Source organism: Natrialba magadii ATCC 43099 (assembly GCF_000025625.1).
GTDB lineage: Archaea > Halobacteriota > Halobacteria > Halobacteriales > Natrialbaceae > Natrialba > Natrialba magadii.
In genome coordinates, this window is sequence record NC_013922.1 from 23,646 (window position 1) to 42,495 (window position 18,850).

The 18,850-nt window shown below is 59.4% G+C and carries 15 protein-coding genes, 1 tRNA gene, 3 rRNA genes and 1 pseudogene; 8 read left to right on the forward strand and 12 right to left on the reverse strand.

The features are described from left to right. Positions 1 to 89: 89 nt before the first annotated feature. From NMAG_RS00110 to NMAG_RS00125, 4 genes are all read right to left on the reverse strand, one after another. On the reverse strand, positions 90 to 464 hold the full coding sequence (locus NMAG_RS00110) for a HesB/IscA family protein (protein WP_012996287.1): 375 nt from the start codon (positions 462 to 464) through the stop codon (positions 90 to 92). Between the two features lie 104 nt (positions 465 to 568). Further along, positions 569 to 784 carry a hypothetical protein gene (locus NMAG_RS00115; protein WP_049916334.1) on the reverse strand — a complete coding sequence of 72 codons (216 nt, stop codon included), beginning with the start codon at positions 782 to 784 and terminating at the stop codon, positions 569 to 571. A gap of 77 nt (positions 785 to 861) precedes the next feature. Further along, positions 862 to 2,169 carry a histidinol dehydrogenase gene (gene hisD / locus NMAG_RS00120; protein WP_004215757.1) on the reverse strand — a complete coding sequence of 436 codons (1,308 nt, stop codon included), beginning with the start codon at positions 2,167 to 2,169 and terminating at the stop codon, positions 862 to 864. Between the two features lie 104 nt (positions 2,170 to 2,273). After that, positions 2,274 to 2,525, reverse strand: coding sequence for a hypothetical protein (locus tag NMAG_RS00125; RefSeq protein WP_004215753.1), 252 nt, complete (start codon positions 2,523 to 2,525; stop codon positions 2,274 to 2,276). A 702-nt stretch (positions 2,526 to 3,227) separates the two neighbouring features. Here NMAG_RS00125 and NMAG_RS00135 point away from each other — a divergent pair. The 5 genes from NMAG_RS00135 to NMAG_RS00155 all read left to right on the forward strand — a co-directional run bounded on the left by NMAG_RS00135 (position 3,228) and on the right by NMAG_RS00155 (position 8,921). Beyond that, positions 3,228 to 4,699 (forward strand): 16S ribosomal RNA (locus tag NMAG_RS00135). Between the two features lie 131 nt (positions 4,700 to 4,830). Continuing rightward, positions 4,831 to 4,902, forward strand: a tRNA-Ala gene (locus NMAG_RS00140). 196 nt (positions 4,903 to 5,098) lie between these two features. Further along, positions 5,099 to 8,017 (forward strand): 23S ribosomal RNA (locus NMAG_RS00145). A gap of 131 nt (positions 8,018 to 8,148) precedes the next feature. After that, a 5S ribosomal RNA gene (rrf, locus tag NMAG_RS00150) occupies positions 8,149 to 8,270 on the forward strand. Together the 16S, 23S and 5S rRNA genes with 1 tRNA gene alongside form the textbook arrangement of a ribosomal RNA operon. 270 nt (positions 8,271 to 8,540) lie before the next feature. Beyond that, positions 8,541 to 8,921, forward strand: a complete 381-nt coding sequence (locus NMAG_RS00155) for a DUF7344 domain-containing protein (RefSeq protein ID WP_004267015.1) — start codon at positions 8,541 to 8,543, stop codon at positions 8,919 to 8,921. Between the two features lie 55 nt (positions 8,922 to 8,976). On the opposite strand, the gene NMAG_RS00160 is transcribed toward NMAG_RS00155, so the two are convergent. The 3 genes and pseudogenes from NMAG_RS00160 to NMAG_RS00170 form a co-directional block, all read right to left on the reverse strand. Continuing rightward, the gene (locus NMAG_RS00160) at positions 8,977 to 10,062 is read right to left on the reverse strand and encodes an NAD(P)/FAD-dependent oxidoreductase (protein WP_004267016.1); all 1,086 of its coding nucleotides are present in this window, start codon (positions 10,060 to 10,062) and stop codon (positions 8,977 to 8,979) included. 461 nt (positions 10,063 to 10,523) lie between these two features. Then, a pseudogene (locus NMAG_RS22330) lies at positions 10,524 to 10,646 on the reverse strand (manganese catalase family protein); the annotation flags it as partial. A gap of 75 nt (positions 10,647 to 10,721) precedes the next feature. Beyond that, complete coding sequence (locus NMAG_RS00170; protein WP_004267018.1) at positions 10,722 to 12,113, reverse strand: NAD(P)/FAD-dependent oxidoreductase; 1,392 nt, start codon at positions 12,111 to 12,113, stop codon at positions 10,722 to 10,724. Positions 12,114 to 12,276: 163 nt separating this feature from the next. Here NMAG_RS00170 and NMAG_RS00175 point away from each other — a divergent pair, with 163 nt between their 5' ends. Together NMAG_RS00175 and NMAG_RS00180 are read left to right on the forward strand one after the other, a co-directional pair. Beyond that, positions 12,277 to 13,290, forward strand: coding sequence for a D-2-hydroxyacid dehydrogenase (locus tag NMAG_RS00175; RefSeq protein WP_004267019.1), 1,014 nt, complete (start codon positions 12,277 to 12,279; stop codon positions 13,288 to 13,290). 223 nt (positions 13,291 to 13,513) lie between these two features. Next, the gene (locus NMAG_RS00180; protein WP_012996289.1) at positions 13,514 to 13,948 is read left to right on the forward strand and encodes a universal stress protein; all 435 of its coding nucleotides are present in this window, start codon (positions 13,514 to 13,516) and stop codon (positions 13,946 to 13,948) included. 43 nt (positions 13,949 to 13,991) lie between these two features. On the opposite strand, the gene NMAG_RS00185 is transcribed toward NMAG_RS00180, so the two are convergent. Continuing rightward, entirely contained in the window at positions 13,992 to 14,465 is a 474-nt protein-coding gene (locus tag NMAG_RS00185) for a DUF7344 domain-containing protein (protein WP_004267021.1), read from the reverse strand. A 102-nt stretch (positions 14,466 to 14,567) separates the two neighbouring features. Continuing rightward, positions 14,568 to 15,602 carry an aspartate-semialdehyde dehydrogenase gene (asd, locus tag NMAG_RS00190; protein WP_004267022.1) on the reverse strand — a complete coding sequence of 345 codons (1,035 nt, stop codon included), beginning with the start codon at positions 15,600 to 15,602 and terminating at the stop codon, positions 14,568 to 14,570. Positions 15,603 to 15,855: 253 nt separating this feature from the next. On the opposite strand from asd, the gene NMAG_RS00195 reads away from it, so the two are divergent. Further along, positions 15,856 to 16,131, forward strand: coding sequence for a hypothetical protein (locus NMAG_RS00195; protein WP_012996290.1), 276 nt, complete (start codon positions 15,856 to 15,858; stop codon positions 16,129 to 16,131). Positions 16,132 to 16,430: 299 nt separating this feature from the next. Here NMAG_RS00195 and NMAG_RS00200 read toward each other — a convergent pair whose 3' ends face one another. The 3 genes from NMAG_RS00200 to NMAG_RS00210 all read right to left on the reverse strand — a co-directional run bounded on the left by NMAG_RS00200 (position 16,431) and on the right by NMAG_RS00210 (position 18,298). Beyond that, positions 16,431 to 16,622, reverse strand: coding sequence for a 30S ribosomal protein S17e (locus tag NMAG_RS00200; protein WP_004267024.1), 192 nt, complete (start codon positions 16,620 to 16,622; stop codon positions 16,431 to 16,433). Positions 16,623 to 16,745: 123 nt separating this feature from the next. Then, positions 16,746 to 17,414 carry a DUF447 domain-containing protein gene (locus NMAG_RS00205; RefSeq protein WP_004267025.1) on the reverse strand — a complete coding sequence of 223 codons (669 nt, stop codon included), beginning with the start codon at positions 17,412 to 17,414 and terminating at the stop codon, positions 16,746 to 16,748. Further along, positions 17,411 to 18,298: a triphosphoribosyl-dephospho-CoA synthase gene (locus tag NMAG_RS00210; protein WP_004267026.1), complete on the reverse strand. Its 888-nt coding sequence runs from the start codon at positions 18,296 to 18,298 to the stop codon at positions 17,411 to 17,413. Before NMAG_RS00210 ends, NMAG_RS00205 begins: the two co-directional genes overlap by 4 nt. Positions 18,299 to 18,850 lie beyond the last annotated feature (552 nt).

Consider the following 18,850-nt stretch of genomic DNA (forward strand, 5'->3'; position numbering starts at 1 on the left):
AACTCGACACAGGCCACAGTACCATCCACAGGACTGAAAAACAAAACAGACGGACGACGGACGTATCGCGGTGGGTACTCCTCCTCGAGTTACGTCCGGAACGACTCGCCACAGCCACACTCACTCACGACGTTCGGGTTCTCGACGTGGAATCCCTCCGCCTGCAGTCCACTCTCGTAATCGAGGATACTTCCCTCGATATATTTCAGACTCGCCGGATCGACGAACACGCGAAGGTCGTGGTGTTCGTAAATCGTGTCGTCCTCGTCTGGCGCGTCGTCGAAGCGCATCCCGTAGGAGAGCCCCGCACATCCGCCCTGCTGAACGAACAGGCGCAGCCCGGCTTCGTTCGCGTCCATTCCCTCGCTGTCGAGCAACGAAAGCGCCTGTTCTGCGGCACTCTCGGTGATTTCAATCTCCGGGCGCGTCTCCGCCTGTCCGCCATCCATACTGTCCGTGCTCATATGCACTCATTCCCGGGCGACGATGTTAACCTTGACGCCCCCGGAACACCAGACACTGCACGACACTATACCGGCGGACGCGTTCCAACCCCGACACTCGTACCTCACTGTACACTCGCCCGCCTGGCAGCGCGGTAGTACGACCCGAACTCGAGTCGATCGTTCCGTGAGAGTTCGATGTCGTGTTCCGCGAGCAACTCGAGCATCCGTTCGACGTCACACTCGTACCACATCGCGAGGAGTCGAACGTTTCGCTGCGCGTAATCGTAGTTCCGCTCGAGAACCCGCCCGTCGGTCGGATCGACCTCACGCGGTTGCATCATACTCAACTGTGAGACGCAGCTACGTAAAACCAGGCTGGGGAGTAGCCGGGTCGTGCAAACGGTGTAGGCTCTGACTACGAGTCGTCGACCGTCTCCGCTCCGCTCCGATCCAGACGTACCCGCACGCTGTTGGCGTGTGCGTCGAGTCCCTCGGCGTCCGCGAGCGTCGTGATCGTCTCGCCGAGTTCATTGAGCCCGTCCGACGAGAGGCGCTGCACTGTCGTCGACCGAAGGAACGTCTCGACGGAGAGTCCACCAGTCACGCGTGCACCGCCGTTCGTCGGTAGAACGTGATTCGTCCCACTGGCGTAATCGCCGGCCGCGACTGGTGTTTCAGGACCCAGGAAGACGCTTCCTGCGCTATCGATGCGCTCGAGCAGTGACTCGTCGTCGTCCGCAATGATCGAGAGATGCTCTGGCGCGTACTCCTCCGTGAACAGAATGGCCTCGCTCATCGAGCGTGCCAGAAGGACGCCACTGGCATCGTTCTCGAGTGCCTGACGAATTACATCTTCGCGCTCGCTCGCGTTGGCTTGCTCGCCGACGGCGTCGGCGATTGCCGTTGCCGTGTCTGCGTCATCAGTCACGGCGACGACCGAAGCGTTTGGATCGTGTTCCGCCTGCGCAACTAACTCAGCTGCGACGAGAGTGGGATCGGCAGTCTCGTCGGCGACGACGACGATTTCGCTCGGACCGGCCAAAAAGTCGATTTCGACGTCACCGCGGACCGCTGCCTTGGCTGCGGTGACCCACTTGTTCCCCGGCCCGACTACCTTCTGGACACGCGTGATGGATTCGCTTCCGTAAGCGAGAGCCGCAATTGCCTGTGCGCCCCCGACACTATAGACTGCGTCTGCACCCGCGATGTGGATTGCCGCGAGTGTCGCTGGGTTCAGTTCATCCGCTGGCGGCGTTACAACGGAGACGTGCTCAACGCCTGCGACGACCGCCGGGACGACTCCCATGATCGCACTCGACGGATATGCTGCTTCCCCGCCGGGGACATAGACGCCAACGCGATCGATCGGTCGGAATCGTCGACCCAGTTCACGTCCGTTGCTGAACTCGCGTCGCCAGTCCTCAGGAATCTGCGCTTCGTGGAACTCTTTGACGTTGGCCGCTGCGGTTTCGATTGCTTCGCGGAGGTCCGGATCAAGCTCGTCGTACGCGCGCTCACACTCGTCCGTTATCTCGAGGTTTCCCACTTCGACACCGTCGAACTCACTTGTGAACTCACGGATAGCGACGTCTCCCTCCTCGCGGACGCGGTCGACAATCTCTCGTACATCCCCGCGAACGCTCTCAATCCCCGCATCTCGCTCGAAAAAAGCAACCCGGTCGTCCGGACCGAGATCAGCTATTTCGCGCACGTCGGTTGTCATGTATCTGCGTTGGGTTGGCAGTCGAAAAACCGTTTCCTTCCCCGCGTACGCGCAACACTTGTGGAGAGCTATTCGTGGATCGATTTGTTTGGTTATGGTGTAGTCTACGTGTCGCCTTCCGGATTCGTCTCTGAATCTTGTTCCGGATTTTCGACTGTCCAGATCCCGACTGCATCCAGTGTCGCACGCACGAAAAGGTATACAAGCAGTGTAAACCCGATAATTGCGAGGGGAGCCTGGAGCATCTCCGCGATACCACGTCCGAGGAGAAGTTGGCTGAATCCGCGAACGAAGAAACTCAGAATCACGAGCGCGAGCGCGATGATAGAGAGTTTGACGAACCCTGATTGATCCATACTCTCTGCTACGTGTCCACGAGCGCTAAATCGTGTCGGTCACACTCCATCTCGTTTAGTCCTGTTGGATAGTACAGTACTGGTCTATTACGGGAGGAACAGGATGTGTACGTTGTGATAACGGGAAATGACCGCCCTCTCGAGCCATCACTCCCCGTCAATGACCAACGTGGTTCAGACGTCGATTGAGACGACGGTCTTATATAGTAACCCTCTCCTCGTCATTAATGCGAACGACGTGGCGCACGCCGCCACGTTCCCTCTGGCCGTTTCCCGGCACGGAGGTAGGAATTGTATCCACTCCCCGTCTCTCTCCCTTTCGGGAGGTGACACTTGGGCATCGATGTCGTCTATGTCACTGCCGGTCATCCGGCAGTGCGAGACGACGCCCTTAAGTACATACGAGGATTTGGATACGATTGCAAAGAAATGCGTGACTGACGAAGCGTTCACTCGCTTCGTCGTCGGACGATTTGGGTTCGAAGGGGTTAAGTACCCCAGACGGCCTACGAATACGTCCGAAGGAAATGAGGATCCTACCCCTGCGGTCCGCCGTACAGATGGGATCTGATGTTAGCCTTGGTAGTTCGGTGACGCCCGATCGGTTCACGATCGTGGTTGGTCACCGAACGTGGACCCATGTGTGAGTGCACGAGACATTAGCATTCACCGCCAACCCCCCAGCCTTGCGCTGGGGAGACCATTCCGGTTGATCCTGCCGGAGGTCATTGCTATTGGAGTCCGATTTAGCCATGCTAGTTGTACGAGTTTAGACTCGTAGCAGATAGCTCAGTAACACGTGGCCAAACTACCCTATGGATCCAGACAACCTCGGGAAACTGAGGCTAATCTGGAATACGACTCTCATCCTGGAGTGGAGAGAGTCCGAAATGCTCCGGCGCCATAGGATGTGGCTGCGGCCGATTAGGTAGACGGTGGGGTAACGGCCCACCGTGCCAGTAATCGGTACGGGTTGTGAGAGCAAGAGCCCGGAGACGGTATCTGAGACAAGATACCGGGCCCTACGGGGCGCAGCAGGCGCGAAACCTTTACACTGCACGCCAGTGCGATAAGGGGACTCCAAGTGCGAGGGCATATAGTCCTCGCTTTTTGCGACCGTAAGGTGGTCGCGGAATAAGTGCTGGGCAAGACCGGTGCCAGCCGCCGCGGTAATACCGGCAGCACGAGTGATGACCGCTGTTATTGGGCCTAAAGCGTCCGTAGCTGGCCGCGCAAGTCTATCGGGAAATCTCTTCGCTTAACGGAGAGGCGTCCGGTGGAAACTGTGTGGCTTGGGACCGGAAGACCAGAGGGGTACGTCTGGGGTAGGAGTGAAATCCCGTAATCCTGGACGGACCACCGGTGGCGAAAGCGCCTCTGGAAGACGGATCCGACGGTGAGGGACGAAAGCTCGGGTCACGAACCGGATTAGATACCCGGGTAGTCCGAGCTGTAAACGATGTCTGCTAGGTGTGACACAGGCTACGAGCCTGTGTTGTGCCGTAGGGAAGCCGTGAAGCAGACCGCCTGGGAAGTACGTCCGCAAGGATGAAACTTAAAGGAATTGGCGGGGGAGCACTACAACCGGAGGAGCCTGCGGTTTAATTGGACTCAACGCCGGACATCTCACCAGCATCGACAATGTGCAGTGACGGTCAGTGTGATGAGCTTACCTGAGCCATTGAGAGGAGGTGCATGGCCGCCGTCAGCTCGTACCGTGAGGCGTCCTGTTAAGTCAGGCAACGAGCGAGACCCGCACTCCTAATTGCCAGCAACACCCTTGTGGTGGTTGGGTACATTAGGAGGACTGCCAGTGCCAAACTGGAGGAAGGAACGGGCAACGGTAGGTCAGTATGCCCCGAATGTGCTGGGCGACACGCGGGCTACAATGGCCACGACAGTGGGATGCAACGCCGAAAGGCGACGCTAATCTCCGAAACGTGGTCGTAGTTCGGATTGAGGGCTGAAACTCGCCCTCATGAAGCTGGATTCGGTAGTAATCGCGCCTCAGAAGGGCGCGGTGAATACGTCCCTGCTCCTTGCACACACCGCCCGTCAAAGCACCCGAGTGGGGTCCGGATGAGGCCCGGTTTCCGGGTCGAATCTGGGCTCCGCAAGGGGGCTTAAGTCGTAACAAGGTAGCCGTAGGGGAATCTGCGGCTGGATCACCTCCACAGATCGGGACTGGGGCGACGCCCCAGCCCACCTTTCAGTCCACGTTCGGTTACACCACCCACCCGCCGAACCGAACGGGCACCTTTGAACTACCAAGGCTAACGCTTCGTTCCCTCCAGTTTGGAGGGGTGGGCCCATAGCTCAGTGGGAGAGTGCCTCCTTTGCAAGGAGGATGCCCTGGGTTCAAATCCCAGTGGGTCCATATCGCGTCACGGTCTCTTTGAGATCGCGGCGCACGAACCGATGCACCACTCCGCGTAAGCGTGAGTGGGAAGGGTCAATGCAGGCCAGCCGTCTACTGGCGTGCAGATGAGACCGTGTGTACGTGTAGTCCAGGCGTCCACTGGACCCGTTCCCGGGTCACGATATGCTACACTTCTGGTGTAGCGCCGATCCGATGAACGTGGCTACTGTGCCAGCTGGTGGATCGCTCGGCTTGAGAGCTGAAGACGGACGTGCCAAGCTGCGATAAGCCTCAGGGACCCGCACGGAGGGAAAGAACTGAGGATTTCCGAATGGGAATCCCCACCGCAATTGCTTCGCGCAATGGGGAACGCCGAGAACTGAAACATCTCAGTATCGGCAGGAAAAGAAAACGTAATGTGATGTCGTTAGTACTGGCGAAGGAACGCGATACAGTCCAAACCGAAGCCTTCGGGCAATGTGGTGTTCGGACTGACGATCACTCTCCGAAACTCGACACGAAGTCTCTTGGAACAGAGCACGAGACAGGGTGACAGTCCCGTACTGTCGACGAGTAAGAGACGAGTCAGCTCCAGAGTATCGGGGGTTGGATATCCCTCGTGAATATCCCAGGCATCGACTGGGAAGACTAAACACTCCTCAAGACCGATAGCGAACAAGTAGTGTGAACGAACGCTGAAAAGCACCCCACAAAGGGAGGTGCAATAGGGCGTGAAATCAGTTGGCGATAGAGCGACAGAGCATACAAGGTCCGCCGAGTAACGACCGAGACGCGAGTCTCTAGTAGGAATCGACGGAAGCCGATGTTCTGTCGTACGTTTTGAAAAACGAACCAGGGAGTGTGCCTGATTGACGAGTCTAACTCGAGAATCGAGGAAGGCGTAGGGAAACCGACATGGCCGCAGTCTTACGACGAGGGCCGCCGTGTTCAAGCGCGGGGAGTCAATCGGGCACGACCCGAAACTGGATGATCTAGACGTGGGCAAGGTGAAGCGTGCCGAAAGGCACGTGGAGGCCTGTTAGTGTTGGTGTCCTACAATACCCTCACGTGACCTACGTCTAGGGGTGAAAGGCCCATCGAATCCGGAAACAGCTGGTTCCAACCGAAAGATGTCGAAGCATCACCTCTGCCGAGATAGTTCATGGGGTAGAGCGACGGATTGGGGGACCGCACTCCGAGAGGAGTGCGCCCCCCTGTCCAACTCCGAACCTATGAACGTCGTTCGACGCAGGGAGTCCGGTGCACGGGGTAAGCCTGTGTACCGTAAGGGAGACAACCCAGAGCTGGGTTAAGGTCCCAAAGTGTGGATTAAGTGCGATCGAAGGTGGTCTCAAGCCCTAGACAGCCGGGAGGTGAGCTTAGAAGCAGCTACCCTCTAAGAAAAGCGTAACAGCTTACCGGCCGAGGTTTGAGGCGCCCAAAATGATCGGGGCTCAAATCCACCACCGAGACCGAGCCGTACCCCTGACAGGGTAATCGCGTAGGTTGGCGTTCTGTTCGGGTGGAAGCACGGATGAGAATTCGTGTGGACCGTTCAGTAACGAAAATCCTGGTCATAGTAGCAGCGTTAGTCGGGTTAGACCCCCGACGGCCGAACGAGTAAGGGTTCCTCAGCAATGCTAATCAGCTGAGGGTTAGCCGGTCCTAAGTCTGCCCGTAAGTCGAAGCAGACAACAGGGAAATAGGTTAATATTCCTATGCCGGTATGCAATAAAAGTTGACGCTTTGGGGCCACCCAGGCTGGGCCTTCGCCCAGTTGAACAGTCGAAGAGCGTGGAAGCCGTAATGGCACGAAGCGATCGAATGGCTGGATAACGCAAGCTGGGTCAACCCAGAGCCCGTGAAAAGACGAGCATACTGTCCGTACCGAGATCCGACACAGGTACTCATGGCGGCGAAAGCCAAGGTCTGTCGGGAGCAACCGACGTTAGGGAATTCGGCAAGTTAGTCCCGTACGTTCGCAATAAGGGATGCCTGCCTCGGAAAGAGGCAGGTCGCAGTGACTCGGGCGCTCCGACTGTCTAGTAACAACATAGGTGACCGCAAATCCGCAAGGACTCGTACGGTCACTGAATCCTGCCCAGTGCGGGTATCTGAACACCCCTTACAAGGGGACGAAGGACCCGTTAACGGCGGGGGTAACTATGACCCTCTTAAGGTAGCGTAGTACCTTGCCGCTTCAGTAGCGGCTTGCATGAATGGATCAACGAGAGCGCCACTGTCCCAACGTTGGGCCCGGTGAACTGTACGTTCCAGTGCGGAGTCTGGAGACCCCCAAGGGGAAGCGAAGACCCTATAGAGCTTTACTGCAGGCTGTCACTGAGACGTGGTCGCCATTGTGCAGCATAGGTAGGAGGCGTTACACAGGTACCCGCGCTAGCGGGCCACCGAGCCAGCATTGAAATACTACCCGATGGTGACTGCGACTCTCACTCCTGGCGGAGGACACTGGTAGCCGGGCAGTTTGACTGGGGCGGTACGCGCCTGAAAAGATATCGGGCGCGCCCCAAGATTTCCTCACCCGCGTCGGAGACGCGGGAAAGAGCGCAAGAGCATACGGAAGTCTGACAGTGTCCGGCACAACGACGGACGCTGACGCGAAAGCGTGGTCTAGCGAACCAATTAGGCTGCTTGATGCGGCCAATTGCTGACAAAAAAGCTACCTTAGGGATAACAGAGTCGTCACCCGCAAGAGCACATATCGACCGGGTGGCTTGCTACCTCGATGTCGGTTCCCTCCATCCTGCCCGTGCAGAAGCGGGCAAGGGTGAGGTTGTTCGCCTATTAAAGGAGGTCGTGAGCTGGGTTTAGACCGTCGTGAGACAGGTCGGCTGCTATCTATTGGGGGTGTTATGGTTCCTGACGGGAACGTTCGTATAGTACGAGAGGAACTACGAATGGGTGCCACTGGTGTACCGGCTGTTCGAAAGAGCACGTGCCGGGCAGCCACGCACCACGGGGTAAGAGCTGAACGCATCTAAGCTCGAAACCCACCTGGAAAAGAGGAGCCACCGAGGCCACTCGTAGAAGACGAGATCGATAGACTCGGGGTGTACGCGCCAAGGCAACGAGGCGTTGAGCCCGCGAGCACTAATCGGCCAAGCCACACATTCATACATATCGCATTGGATCCGTGACGCGAGAACGGGTCCGGACGCAAACTGGACTACACGTACAACACGGTCTGAAGAGACCACTGAGACTGGTGTCAGATAGTCACGGTTCGATTCCGTGGATCAGCGTTAAGGCGGCCATCGCGGCGGGGTTCCTCCCGTACCCATCCCGAACACGGAAGATAAGCCTGCCTGCGTATTGGTGAGTACTGGAGTGGGAGACCCTCTGGGAGAGCCGATTCGCCGCCCCTACTCATACTCCATACTTACGCCCTGCAGAGTGCCAACTCTGCGGGGCGTTTTGCATTTCTGCCCGGTAAAGAACCGCGTAGCTCCGTTTCCCTTCGGTCAGGTTGCAGTCTGGGTAGTGCCTTGAGTAACGTGCACAGACCGACTCCAAATGACATACTTCGTAATTAGAGTGTGGTAGTCTGTATTATTAAACGTGAACTGACTGGTTGATAAGTGGACCAAATCCTTTTGGAGCGAACCTTATTCAACTGTGTCTGGTACGATTTGGTCATGTCAGATTCCGGTGGATCATGGCTCGATACAGCTTATGGACTCCTGTCTACGTCCCAGCGGCGATACGCTTTATACTACTTTCTGAATAACGAAGACGCAAGCCTCGACGAACTCGTCGAGGAAATCTCCGAGTGGGAGTCGGATGTCGCTCCTGAGTCGATCCGAATCGCTCTCCATCACAATCACCTCCCGCAACTCGCGGAACACGGCATCGTAGAGTACGTTGACAGTGATATCCGTGTCACATCTAAATTCGATGCGCTCCGGAGTACTGTTGCACAGGCACGTGCAATTGAAGACGACTCACGGAGTACTCAGAGTCCGCTCATGTTCGGCAGTGGTTCCGAATCGGTTTCCGAACCAGTTTCGGAAGACTAGTTTCTCACTGACTACGTCGGGTGCAGCAAAGACGTGGGATCATGCGCTCCAGTGCTCAGTTGTAGGTGTGATATTCGACCGCTCGCTCGAGTAACTCGTCGGGGATTCCTGGTACGTCTTCCTTCCGGACTGTTCCCAGTTCGTCGATAAGCCCTGGGTCACGTGGAAACTCGCGGCGGTCCCAGTGGATCGAGATACCAGCTTTTGCACCCTCACCAAGCGCGATTGGTACTTGGTTGTGACCCGGTGTGAGATCCCCGACTGCGTAGACGTTTTCGACCGACGTTCGGCCATGTTCGTCGACGACGACCGTTCCGTCGTCGTTGAGGTCGCAGCCGAGTTCTGTGGCCAACCCGTTGTTGTAGTCCGAGCCATACACCGCAAATCCCCCTGTGTATTCGCGAACGGTTCCATCTTCGAACGTCATCGAGTCCAGCCAGCCGTCATCGCCGTTCTCCACGCCGGTGACTTCCTCGTGGACGATTTCGATTGGATGGTTCGAAAGCATCGTGTCGGTTTCGCCGCTCCAGGTCGGGTCCTCGCCGCGAGTGAGCAGATCGACATCGACTGTGAAATTGAGCATGATCGCAGCGACGTAGGCGGCGCTTTCGGACGTCCCCATGACGTAGACGGGTTCGTCGGTGAACATGTAGGCATCACAGTGTAAACAGTAGTGCAGACCGCGCCCAGTCCAAGGCAGCGGTGGTTCGGGTCTCACATCAGTGAATCCGGTGGCGACAACGACGTATTCTGCGACGTAGTCGGTATCAGTGCCACAAAGTGTGATTTTCGGTGGTGGTGAATCACTGTCGTCAGTTGTGTCGCGTTGTTCCTGTTCTGCTGTCTCGGCAGTGGAGTCCGATTCTGAACGTGAACAAGATGAAATAGTGTCCTGATAGACGGTACAACCGTAGGCTTCGAGTTGTTCTTTCCCAGTCGAGAGGAGTTTCGCGCCGTTCATTGCCTCCGGAATACCGACGACGTTGTGTACGTCCTGCATCATGGCGGCGCGGCCACCCCCTTTGTCGATGAGTGCAGTCCGGTTTCCGAGTCGTGTACAGTACAGTGCCGTACTCAGTCCCGCGGGGCCGCCACCAACGACGACGACATCGAACGCAGTGGGTGTGCCCTCATCTATCATACCGTCGATTCACCATCGGGATTCAAAAACTTCTCTGGGGCATACGACGGGATGGCCCATCACATTGGACCAGTTTCACTGACGGTTGATCGTACTATCAGTAGTGTTATACCTCCGTCTTGCTGTCGACATCAGTTGCGCTGAGCTATAGTACGGTGATAGCACTGTCCAGTACAGGAACGAAAACTGTCACCCGGAACACTAACGTCCAGCCTCATCCCGTGGCGGCATGCCGCGTCGGCTGGCTAACCCTCGTGCCGGGTGGATCACATGTTGCGCGCCCGGGTTCGCCGTGCTGTCATCGCTCCCGAATGGGTGTGCTCGGCCGGGGACTAAAGGCACGCAATCATCCTAGGAGCGTGGTCCGTTTAACAGTTTCACTCCTGTTGGTAGAAACCGCGTCGGACGTTTCGATGGTATTTCGGTTCGTCCAGAGCGCTGAGTTGCGAGGGTTACTCGTCCCCGGGCGTATTGTACGCGCAGCGTTGCGTTGTGAGGGTACGGCCGGTGACTTTGGCTATCACGTTCGCGTAGAGGTTGCCGGCGAGGTTGCGCGAGGCGACGCTGTACCCGCCACTGAACGGCTGCTGGTGATCCGGGAGAATGATTGTGTCTGATTCTCGATGCCGGTGTCCGAGGAGACACTGCACCCGCGTGGATCAGTACATGTAATCGGCTTCGTTGAACTGGATGTACTTCCCGTTCCGGTAGTTGAACTTCCGCTTTTTGTATGCCGCGAGGATCTTCGTCGCGCCGATGCCGGCAGAGTAGGTACGATTGATCAGGGTGTTCTCGCCCCCATCACTTTGCATGTCATTGATGACATCGAACGCCCAGTCCCAGTCGTCCGGTTCGTAGTCTTCGACGATGTCTGCGAACGAGACGTTACGCAGGATTTCGTCGCCGATAGCGCGCTTCCAGATATCGTTGTAGTTTTCGAGGGAATCAGTCGCAGCGAGTCGACCGGCGATCTTGCCGGTGCGAACGGCGACGTGATAGCCGCCCTCGTGGAAGGCCGAGGTCGCCCCCATGGCACCGCCGGCGACGGCGATGTTCGCGCCGACGGGTGAGTCGATCGGTCGTGTCGATGAGATTGGGTACGTCTCGGTTCCCTTCGACTTGCCGCGACCCTCGACGATCGGGATGTCCTCCTCGATGTCGTACTCGTCACCGTACTCGAGTTCCAGCAGTCGCGTGATGTACTCGGAACCGGAGGGAAGCCGGTCGTCTTCGGGGTCGAGCAGCGCGTAGGCACCGGGATTATCGACGTCTTCGAGGCGCATGCCGATGGGCATGGTCAGGCCAACGCGGGCGACTGTGCCGTCGTTGGGGAAGACCCACGGATAGGCGGTTTCGCCCGGCATGTATCCCCACCAGAACGTGAGGGTATCTTTGAACTCCTCGAACAGTTCGGGCGGGAATTCTCGGTACTCCTGGTAGGCGATGTGGTTTGCTTCCGGCGGTGAGAGCTGGTCCGAGATGCTGCGCCCCGGCGGGGTGAATTGATCGAGGGCCCCGAGTGTAATCCGGCGCTGTGGGCCGTCGGCGAGGATGACATACTGCGCTTCGAGTTGATTGCCGTCCGAGAGCGTCAGGGTGTGGGTTGGTCCCTTCGGACTATCGGCTCGGAGATTGGTCTCGAGATCTGAGACGCCGGTGCCGACGCGCAGGTCTGCGCCGGCGTCGGTTGCGCGCTCGTAGAGCCAGTCGTCCATCCGCGCGCGGTGGAACGTGTAGCCAAACTTTGAGTAGCTGGCATCCATTCCTGTCGTGGTGAGTTCGACGGCACTATTCGGTCCGACGAACTCGGTGGACTCGAGTTCCCGGTGGATAATCTCGTCCGGGATTTCCTCGTAGTCGAAGTCCATGATATCGATCCAGTAGTCGAGCATGCCGGCGGCGTCCGTCGAGTCCGGCCCGAGTTCCTCGCGGTCCTTGCGGGGGACTCCCTGCTCGAAGAGGACCGTCTCGGCTCCGTGTGCAGCGGCCCGTTCGGCCGCGGTGGCACCCGCGGGTCCGCCACCGACGACCGCGACCTCAACGCGTTCCATACTCCGTGTGGAGTCAGTGGCCCGTATTAAAGTACCTGTATTTCCTCCCTGGAAGGGAGTCCCCCGAAATACGCACTGGCCGAGATCGACCGGCCCGTGTACGATCTCTGCCTATCTCACCGTGAGACCAACGTTTTTGCCCGCACCACGTGAGGCCACGTACATGCCATCGAACGATGCAGACGACGAGTATACCGAGTCTGCTACAGAACCGCCAGTGACAGACCCAGACGTGCTCGTCCTCCGGAAAGGAACTCACGGAACGCCGGTCGAACAGTATGTCGACGCCATCCGTGACCGGCTCCCGGAGCATACAGTTGAGCTCGCGCGCACCCCCGCTGCGGAACGCGAGGCGATCCAGTCTGCCAGCTTCGTCACCGGCATGACGTTTGGCGAAGAGCTACTCGAGTCCGCCGACAAACTCGAGACGTTCGCCTGCGCGTACGCGGGAACGGGACACCTGCCGCTCGACGAACTCGACGAGCGTGGTGTGACGGTGACGAACGCGTCGGGTGTCCACGGTCCGAACATCGGCGAGCACGTGCTGGGGGCGATTCTGCGATTCACTCGCCGGTTCCACGTTGGGAATCGGCGACAGCGTCGGCGGGAGTGGCGCCACTACAGGGCGTACGAACTGCAGGGCTCGACGGTGACCGTCGTCGGCCTCGGTGCCATTGGACAGGCGGTCTGTGAGCGACTGGAACCGTTCGGTGTCGAGACGATTGGCGTTCGATACTCGCCCGAGAAGGGCGGACCGACGGACGAGGTCATCGGCTTCGAGGGAGAGGCGTTTCAGGACGCACTCGCCAGAACGGACTACCTCGTGCTGGCGTGTCCGCTCACGGAGACGACGCGCGGGCTGATCGACCGCGAGGCGTTGACGACGCTCGGCCCCGAGGCTGTCCTGGTCAATATCGCGCGCGGTCCCGTCGTCGACACGGACGCGCTCGTCAGTGCGCTTCGGAGTGGGCGCATCCGTGGTGCGTCGCTCGACGTCACCGATCCCGAACCGCTTCCGGAGGACCACCCGCTCTGGACGTTCGATAACGTCCAGATTACGCCGCACAACGCGGGACACACGCCGCAGTACTACGACCGACTGGCCGATATCGTTGCGGAAAACGTCGAGCGACTCGAGAACAGCGAGGACGAACTCGTCAATCAGGTTCGTCCCTGACCTGAGCCGCTGGCACTCGAGTCGGTATCGGCAGTTCGAAACCCGGGTTTCTGACTGCGGCGTCCGAGTGCCAGCACGAGAGACGCTCGTCTTCCCGTGAACTCGGTGGCCGCGTACACTTTTTTGGTACTCTATCCCGAAGTTCAGGCATGGTACTCGAATTTGATGTCGGAGAGGCGATGTGTGTGCCGAGGAGTGTGCAGTCGGTACCGGAGGGATCTCGATGACGCTCACGTTCGACGGGACGGTACTCGTCCCAGCGGCAGACCCCAAGGATGGCAAGCGCACGGCCGAAGCACTCACCCCGCATCTCGATACGGACAGTCGAGTTGTTCTGGTGAACGTCATCGAGAAGGGAGGCGGGACGATCGACAAGGCACCGATGGAGCAGCGAAAGGAGTACGCCAACGAAATCTTCGAGGAGGCGCGCAAGCCGCTCGTCGACTCTCCCGCGACGATCGAGTCCGAGACGCTGTTCGGAACAGACATTGTCAAAACAATTTTTGACGCAGCGGGCGAGCACGATGCAGACGCAGTCGTCTTTACTGCACGAAAAGGAAACCGAATCGCAGAACTCCTGACGGGCGATGTCGCGCGCCGCCTTGTCAAAGAGGGAACCATTCCGGCCGTTGCCTTGCCACAGGTGACTACAGACTAATAATTGACACCCGTTGGTGGTTGGCTGGCCTCGATCTGACTGCTCAGGTCATTGCTTCGGGAACGGCGTCTTCGTCGCTGTCACCGTCACTATCGCTATCGCCACCACTGTCTCCACCACGGCCCTGTCGCTCGTTCTGGAGTTGCGAGACCAGTTCTTCGCCCGTCTCGCAAAGTGCCACGGTGTTCGTTTCTGGATCGAACTCGAGTGCACCGGCGTCAGCTAACTTTGGAACGTGCGTGTGACGAAGTGAGATGTGGATCCGCTTGCGTGTTCCGAGCAGCGCATCGCCGGTCGCGGCGAGGGGGCCGCTGTCCTGTCCGTCGTCCTCGAGAACGACGTGATCTGCAACATCCGAGAGCGGGACTGGGTCCGTGTTCTCGAGTCTGTCGAGATACCGGAGCACAGCGCGGCGGCGCCAGTCCGAGAGCAGATCGAAGACGGCGTCAGTCGCCGCAGCGTCAGCAGCATCAGCAGGTGTCGAGAGCGATTCAGGATCGGAGATCACTGGGAGCATATTCGATACTGCGGGCGCTGCCCCCTTGTGTCGCGCGCCAAATCAATGAGGTAAACTGGAACTACTACTGGAGTAAAAAGGCGGTGTTAGCGCTCGGTGCTGCTACAGGTAGCCGTTCTCGAGTAGCAGTTCACCGTTCAGTACACTTGCGCCCGCAGCGCCGCGGATCGTGTTGTGTGCGAGGCAGTTGTACTGGAGGCCGAACGGCGTCTCCTGCAGGCCGCCCGCTGCGATTGCCATGCCACCGCCGACGGTACGGTCCATGCGCGGCTGTGGTCGGTCCGGTTCGTCGAAGACATGGATGAGCGGCTCCGGCGAGGAGCGCAGGTCGAGCGACGGGAACGCACGCATTGCCTCGGCGGCGTCGGCCGGCGTGAGTTCGTCTTCGGTCTCCACCCAGACGTTCTCGAGGTGGCCGTCGATCGTCGGGATGCGGTTACACGACGCCGAGACGGACATCTCGTTGTGCGAGAGTTCCGCACCGTCGAACTCACCGAGGAGTTTGCGGGACTCCGTCTCGAGTTTGTCCTCTTCGCTGCCGATGTAGGGGATGGCGTTGTCGATGATTTCCATCGATGAGACGCCGTCGTAGCCCGCGCCGGAGACGGCCTGCAGGGTCGAAACGTGGACCTTTTCGAGGCCGTACTCCGCGATCGCGGCGAGCGTCGGGACGAACGTAATCGTCGAGCAGTTCGGGTTCTTGACCAGGGCGCCGTCCCAGCCGCGCTCGTCGCGCTGGACCTCGAGCAGGTCGAGGTGGTCGGCGTTAATCTCTGGGATGACAAGCGGCACGTCCTCGGCCATCCGGCTGTTCGAAGAGTTCGAAGAGACGACGTAACCGGCCTCACAGAAGGCCGGTTCGACTTCCGAGCCGATACTCGACGGCAGTGAGGAAAACAGGAGGTCAACGTCGTCGGGGACCTCGTCAGGGTCGGTCGCGGTGACAGTCATCTCCCCGATATCTCCGGGGATTGGGCTGTCGACGCGCCACTTTGCAGCCTGTCGGTACGTCTTGCCAGCACTCGAATCGCTCGCGGTCAGGGCGGCGATATCGAAGTCGGGATGCGGCTCGAGAAGCTGAATCAGTCGTTGTCCAACGGCGCCAGTTGCGCCGAGTACGCCTACTCGTACTGCCATTTTGTGTCACTGAGTGTCGTGGCCGCAAAACCGTTTGGATTTTCATCGCACAGCCGTTAACGGCAGTATTTGTTGACATCTGTTCAATTCTCTCGTGCTGATGAGTGGCATGGGCTGTGGATGGTCGACCACCCAGCGTGGGGGTCGCCGCGCGTCCATAGAAGAAATTAAGAAAACGGGGCCGCATTGAACGACCGATGAACCTTCGACAGACCCGATCCGTTGGGCGTGTCGCACAATCGGAGTGGTCACGATGACCGAGGCGACGAACACCTCGCGCGAGCCAGGGATCCAGAAGACGCCGTTTAGCATCGGCGCGACCGTCGTTGCAGCCGTCTGTACGCTACTCGGCGTGTTGATGATCTGGACCGGCTACCAGGCAGCCAGGGCAGAGGAAGCGGCCGAACTCGCCGTCATCGGCACCGAACTCAACCTCGTGACGGGCGTCGCGGGAGGGATGTTCGTGTTGTTCGTCGCGCTCGTTGCGTTCGTCGCCGCGTTCTACATGGAACCTGGCTTCGATCAGTAACGCCGCACGGCACGACACGATCGCACGGCAGCGATTCTGTTCTTCTCCTGCTTACCACGCTAGCGCTGGGAGTCTCTCCTGTTGAGAGCTTTGAGAGCGCCGAATGTGTCGAGAGCCATCGCCCGCTTCCTGCTAACTCCCTATGCGGCCAGTTCTGGAAAACAGTGGTAACGCCTCCACTTGACATCCTCCACACGGCTGAAGCCGTGGGCTTTCACCTGTACCTTCTGTAACACTACTACCGGTCAGCCGAGCACAACCGCTCACCGTACTCGAATCGAACGCAAGAATGCGACGGATTATGCAGGAACCTGTGCGCCCTTCTTCCGCGTCACGTAGCCCGCAATGCGGTTACGAACGCCCTTGGACTCGACGTTCGTGAGCTTGTCGACGCTGTCTTTGTTCTGTTCGAAATCGGTCGTGAACGCATCCGGGTACCGCTCCAGGAGGAGGTTCCCGGTCTTCTTGACGTAGGCCGGTTTGATTGCCATACAGGGAGGTTCCGTCCAGAGGCTCTTAATCCCTTTCTCTTGCGTTTTCTCCGTACTGTTTCGAGATCCGTCGAAAGACCGGTCGATCCGTCACCTCGTACCCACCCCCGGCTCACCTCCGGCTCACCACTCTGAATACGCTCGAACCAACTCGAGTGCCGTCCGGTCTCGGGAGTCACCGGCGCGGTCGACGACGTCGGCGAAGAACGCGAGTCGCTCTCGGAGTTCGGCGTCGTCGTAGCCGGGGACGCCGAGCCGAGAGGCTGCAACGGTGGCCTCGATGACGGCACCGAAGCCGCGGTCGATAGTGGGAACGGTTTCGCGCACGACGGCGGCGTCGACGGGTTCGAGCGTCCAGGCTTCCCAGTCGGTTCCGTTCTCGGTGCCAGCGTCGAACTGAGTGACTTCGACACGGACCCAGGCGGCGGCTGCGTCGAGGACCGGCTCCTCGTGTTCGTCGATGGTGAGTGCGGCGTCGGTGAAGGCGACGGGATCGTCGACGAACTGGACGTAGCCCTCGCCCTGGCGGTGGAAGTTGCGTCGGGTGCGGGTGTTGCCCCAGGTTCGGGCGGTGATTGTGGCGGTTTCTGATATGGGCTGCTCCTCGTCTCCCCCCGCGAACAACCCAAGTGCCGCTGCGTTCCACAGTCCGTTCGGTCCGAGCGTGGTGACCACGGACTCGGTGACGCCGGTAAGGCTGACTGGCCACGCTGTCGTCTCTGGGCCAGCAGCTGCTTCGTCTTCCCGCTCACTCTCGCTCGCACCGTCGCGACCATCGCGCTCACCGCTCATACTGAAACCAGTTCGGACTCGAGTGCGATGAACAGTGCGGCCGCGGTGATGTCCGCCGTCGTCCCCGGATTGATCCCGCGGTTGACGAGGTCGTCGGCAAATACCTCGACTGCGTCCCGGTCCGTGCTGAGTGCATCCTGCGCTGCCAACTCGCTCGCCCGGTCGGTGACCTCCCGTGCAACGCCTTCGCCGTGCTTGGTCGCGACCAGCGTGTCAGGACGCTCTGCGAGCAACGAGAGAAACACCGCTGCGGCGCGGTCGGGTAGCGGCCCGTCGGCGCTCGCGAGCCGTTCCGCTGCGGTGAACGACCGCTCGAAGCCGGTTACCCACTCGCGAGCGACGTCGTCGCCGGGCACGCTCTGCTCCATCACGTCGACCAGCGTCAGCCCGCGCTTCTCGAGTGCTGGGATAGCGTCACTCCCGCGGCGAACGTCGAGCGGGGCCATGTCTGCGGGCGGGTCGGCAACGTGGACATCGACGTGTTCGAACGCGCGGTAGAACGCCGCGGCGTCTGCGACGGTCGTTTCATCGACGACCGACTCGACGGCGGATTGGGAGGGGTCGGTGGATTGGGAGAGGTCGGCGGGTTGAGAGAGGTCGGTCACCGCAGCGCGGACGAGCGGTGTGAGCAAGAGGAGTGCGCCGAACTGGGTGTTGTCGCCTTCCTGTTTGGCCATGCCGGCAACCGCTCGCTCGAAGGCAGGGCCGATGGCTGCGCCGTCGGCGGCCAGCTCGAGACCATGCTGTGAGCCGACCGCGCCGGCGAGAAAGTGCTCGAACCGGAGGTCCTCAAGGTCGCGGTGTCGGTCGACGTTGCCGGGTTTCGGCGTGCTGGCGACCTCGAGCAGCAGCGCCAGATGTGCGTTTTGTGCTGGCGTTCGCATATGTTGTGCGAGTTGGTGTGGTGGTTTAGGCGTGTGGATTGTGTGGTTTGAGGGTGCGAGCTATGGTTGTACAGCCTGTCGTCTGTTTCGCGACCGTCCGAACGCCGGTACTATAGTAACAACTGCAACTAGTTACACACTGATCGCCGAGTCATCTGGCGATCAGGTGTGCAGTGACTTGCAGTGGCTACTATAGTTTACTCGAGTAGGTGCCTGGGAGTGCCAGGGCTGTCCGATTCGATGACCGGTACTCGACTGGTGAGGAAAACGCGGACTGGTCAGGAACACCCTGACCAGTCAGCATCGACGTGACGTTCGTCTGCTCTCCGCTCAGTTGTGATCACGGGGTGGATCCTACTGGTGGTCCGTCCACGTCGGTGGTGACAGCCGACCTGGAGTCGTGATCGTGCCCGCCGTTGAGTCTCGCGTTCGCGAGTCGCTGTGGCGCGGGTGTGCCCAGTATCGCTGTGCGAAGCGTCACTGCACCAGGGGTCAGTACTGGTTGGAAACGTTCGCCGGAAACTGTTCCTGTATCCGGTGCCGGCAACCTTG

Coding starts and splice junctions, on each gene's coding strand:
- NMAG_RS00110 (WP_012996287.1), bottom strand. CDS start 464: ATGAGCACGGACAGTATGGATGGCGGACAGGCGGAGACGCGCCCGGAG.
- NMAG_RS00115 (WP_049916334.1), bottom strand. CDS start 784: ATGCAACCGCGTGAGGTCGATCCGACCGACGGGCGGGTTCTCGAGCGG.
- hisD (WP_004215757.1), bottom strand. CDS start 2,169: ATGACAACCGACGTGCGCGAAATAGCTGATCTCGGTCCGGACGACCGG.
- NMAG_RS00125 (WP_004215753.1), bottom strand. CDS start 2,525: ATGGATCAATCAGGGTTCGTCAAACTCTCTATCATCGCGCTCGCGCTC.
- NMAG_RS00155 (WP_004267015.1), top strand. CDS start 8,541: ATGTCAGATTCCGGTGGATCATGGCTCGATACAGCTTATGGACTCCTG.
- NMAG_RS00160 (WP_004267016.1), bottom strand. CDS start 10,062: ATGATAGATGAGGGCACACCCACTGCGTTCGATGTCGTCGTCGTTGGT.
- NMAG_RS00170 (WP_004267018.1), bottom strand. CDS start 12,113: ATGGAACGCGTTGAGGTCGCGGTCGTCGGTGGCGGACCCGCGGGTGCC.
- NMAG_RS00175 (WP_004267019.1), top strand. CDS start 12,277: ATGCCATCGAACGATGCAGACGACGAGTATACCGAGTCTGCTACAGAA.
- NMAG_RS00180 (WP_012996289.1), top strand. CDS start 13,514: ATGACGCTCACGTTCGACGGGACGGTACTCGTCCCAGCGGCAGACCCC.
- NMAG_RS00185 (WP_004267021.1), bottom strand. CDS start 14,465: ATGCTCCCAGTGATCTCCGATCCTGAATCGCTCTCGACACCTGCTGAT.
- asd (WP_004267022.1), bottom strand. CDS start 15,602: ATGGCAGTACGAGTAGGCGTACTCGGCGCAACTGGCGCCGTTGGACAA.
- NMAG_RS00195 (WP_012996290.1), top strand. CDS start 15,856: ATGACCGAGGCGACGAACACCTCGCGCGAGCCAGGGATCCAGAAGACG.
- NMAG_RS00200 (WP_004267024.1), bottom strand. CDS start 16,622: ATGGCAATCAAACCGGCCTACGTCAAGAAGACCGGGAACCTCCTCCTG.
- NMAG_RS00205 (WP_004267025.1), bottom strand. CDS start 17,414: ATGAGCGGTGAGCGCGATGGTCGCGACGGTGCGAGCGAGAGTGAGCGG.
- NMAG_RS00210 (WP_004267026.1), bottom strand. CDS start 18,298: ATGCGAACGCCAGCACAAAACGCACATCTGGCGCTGCTGCTCGAGGTC.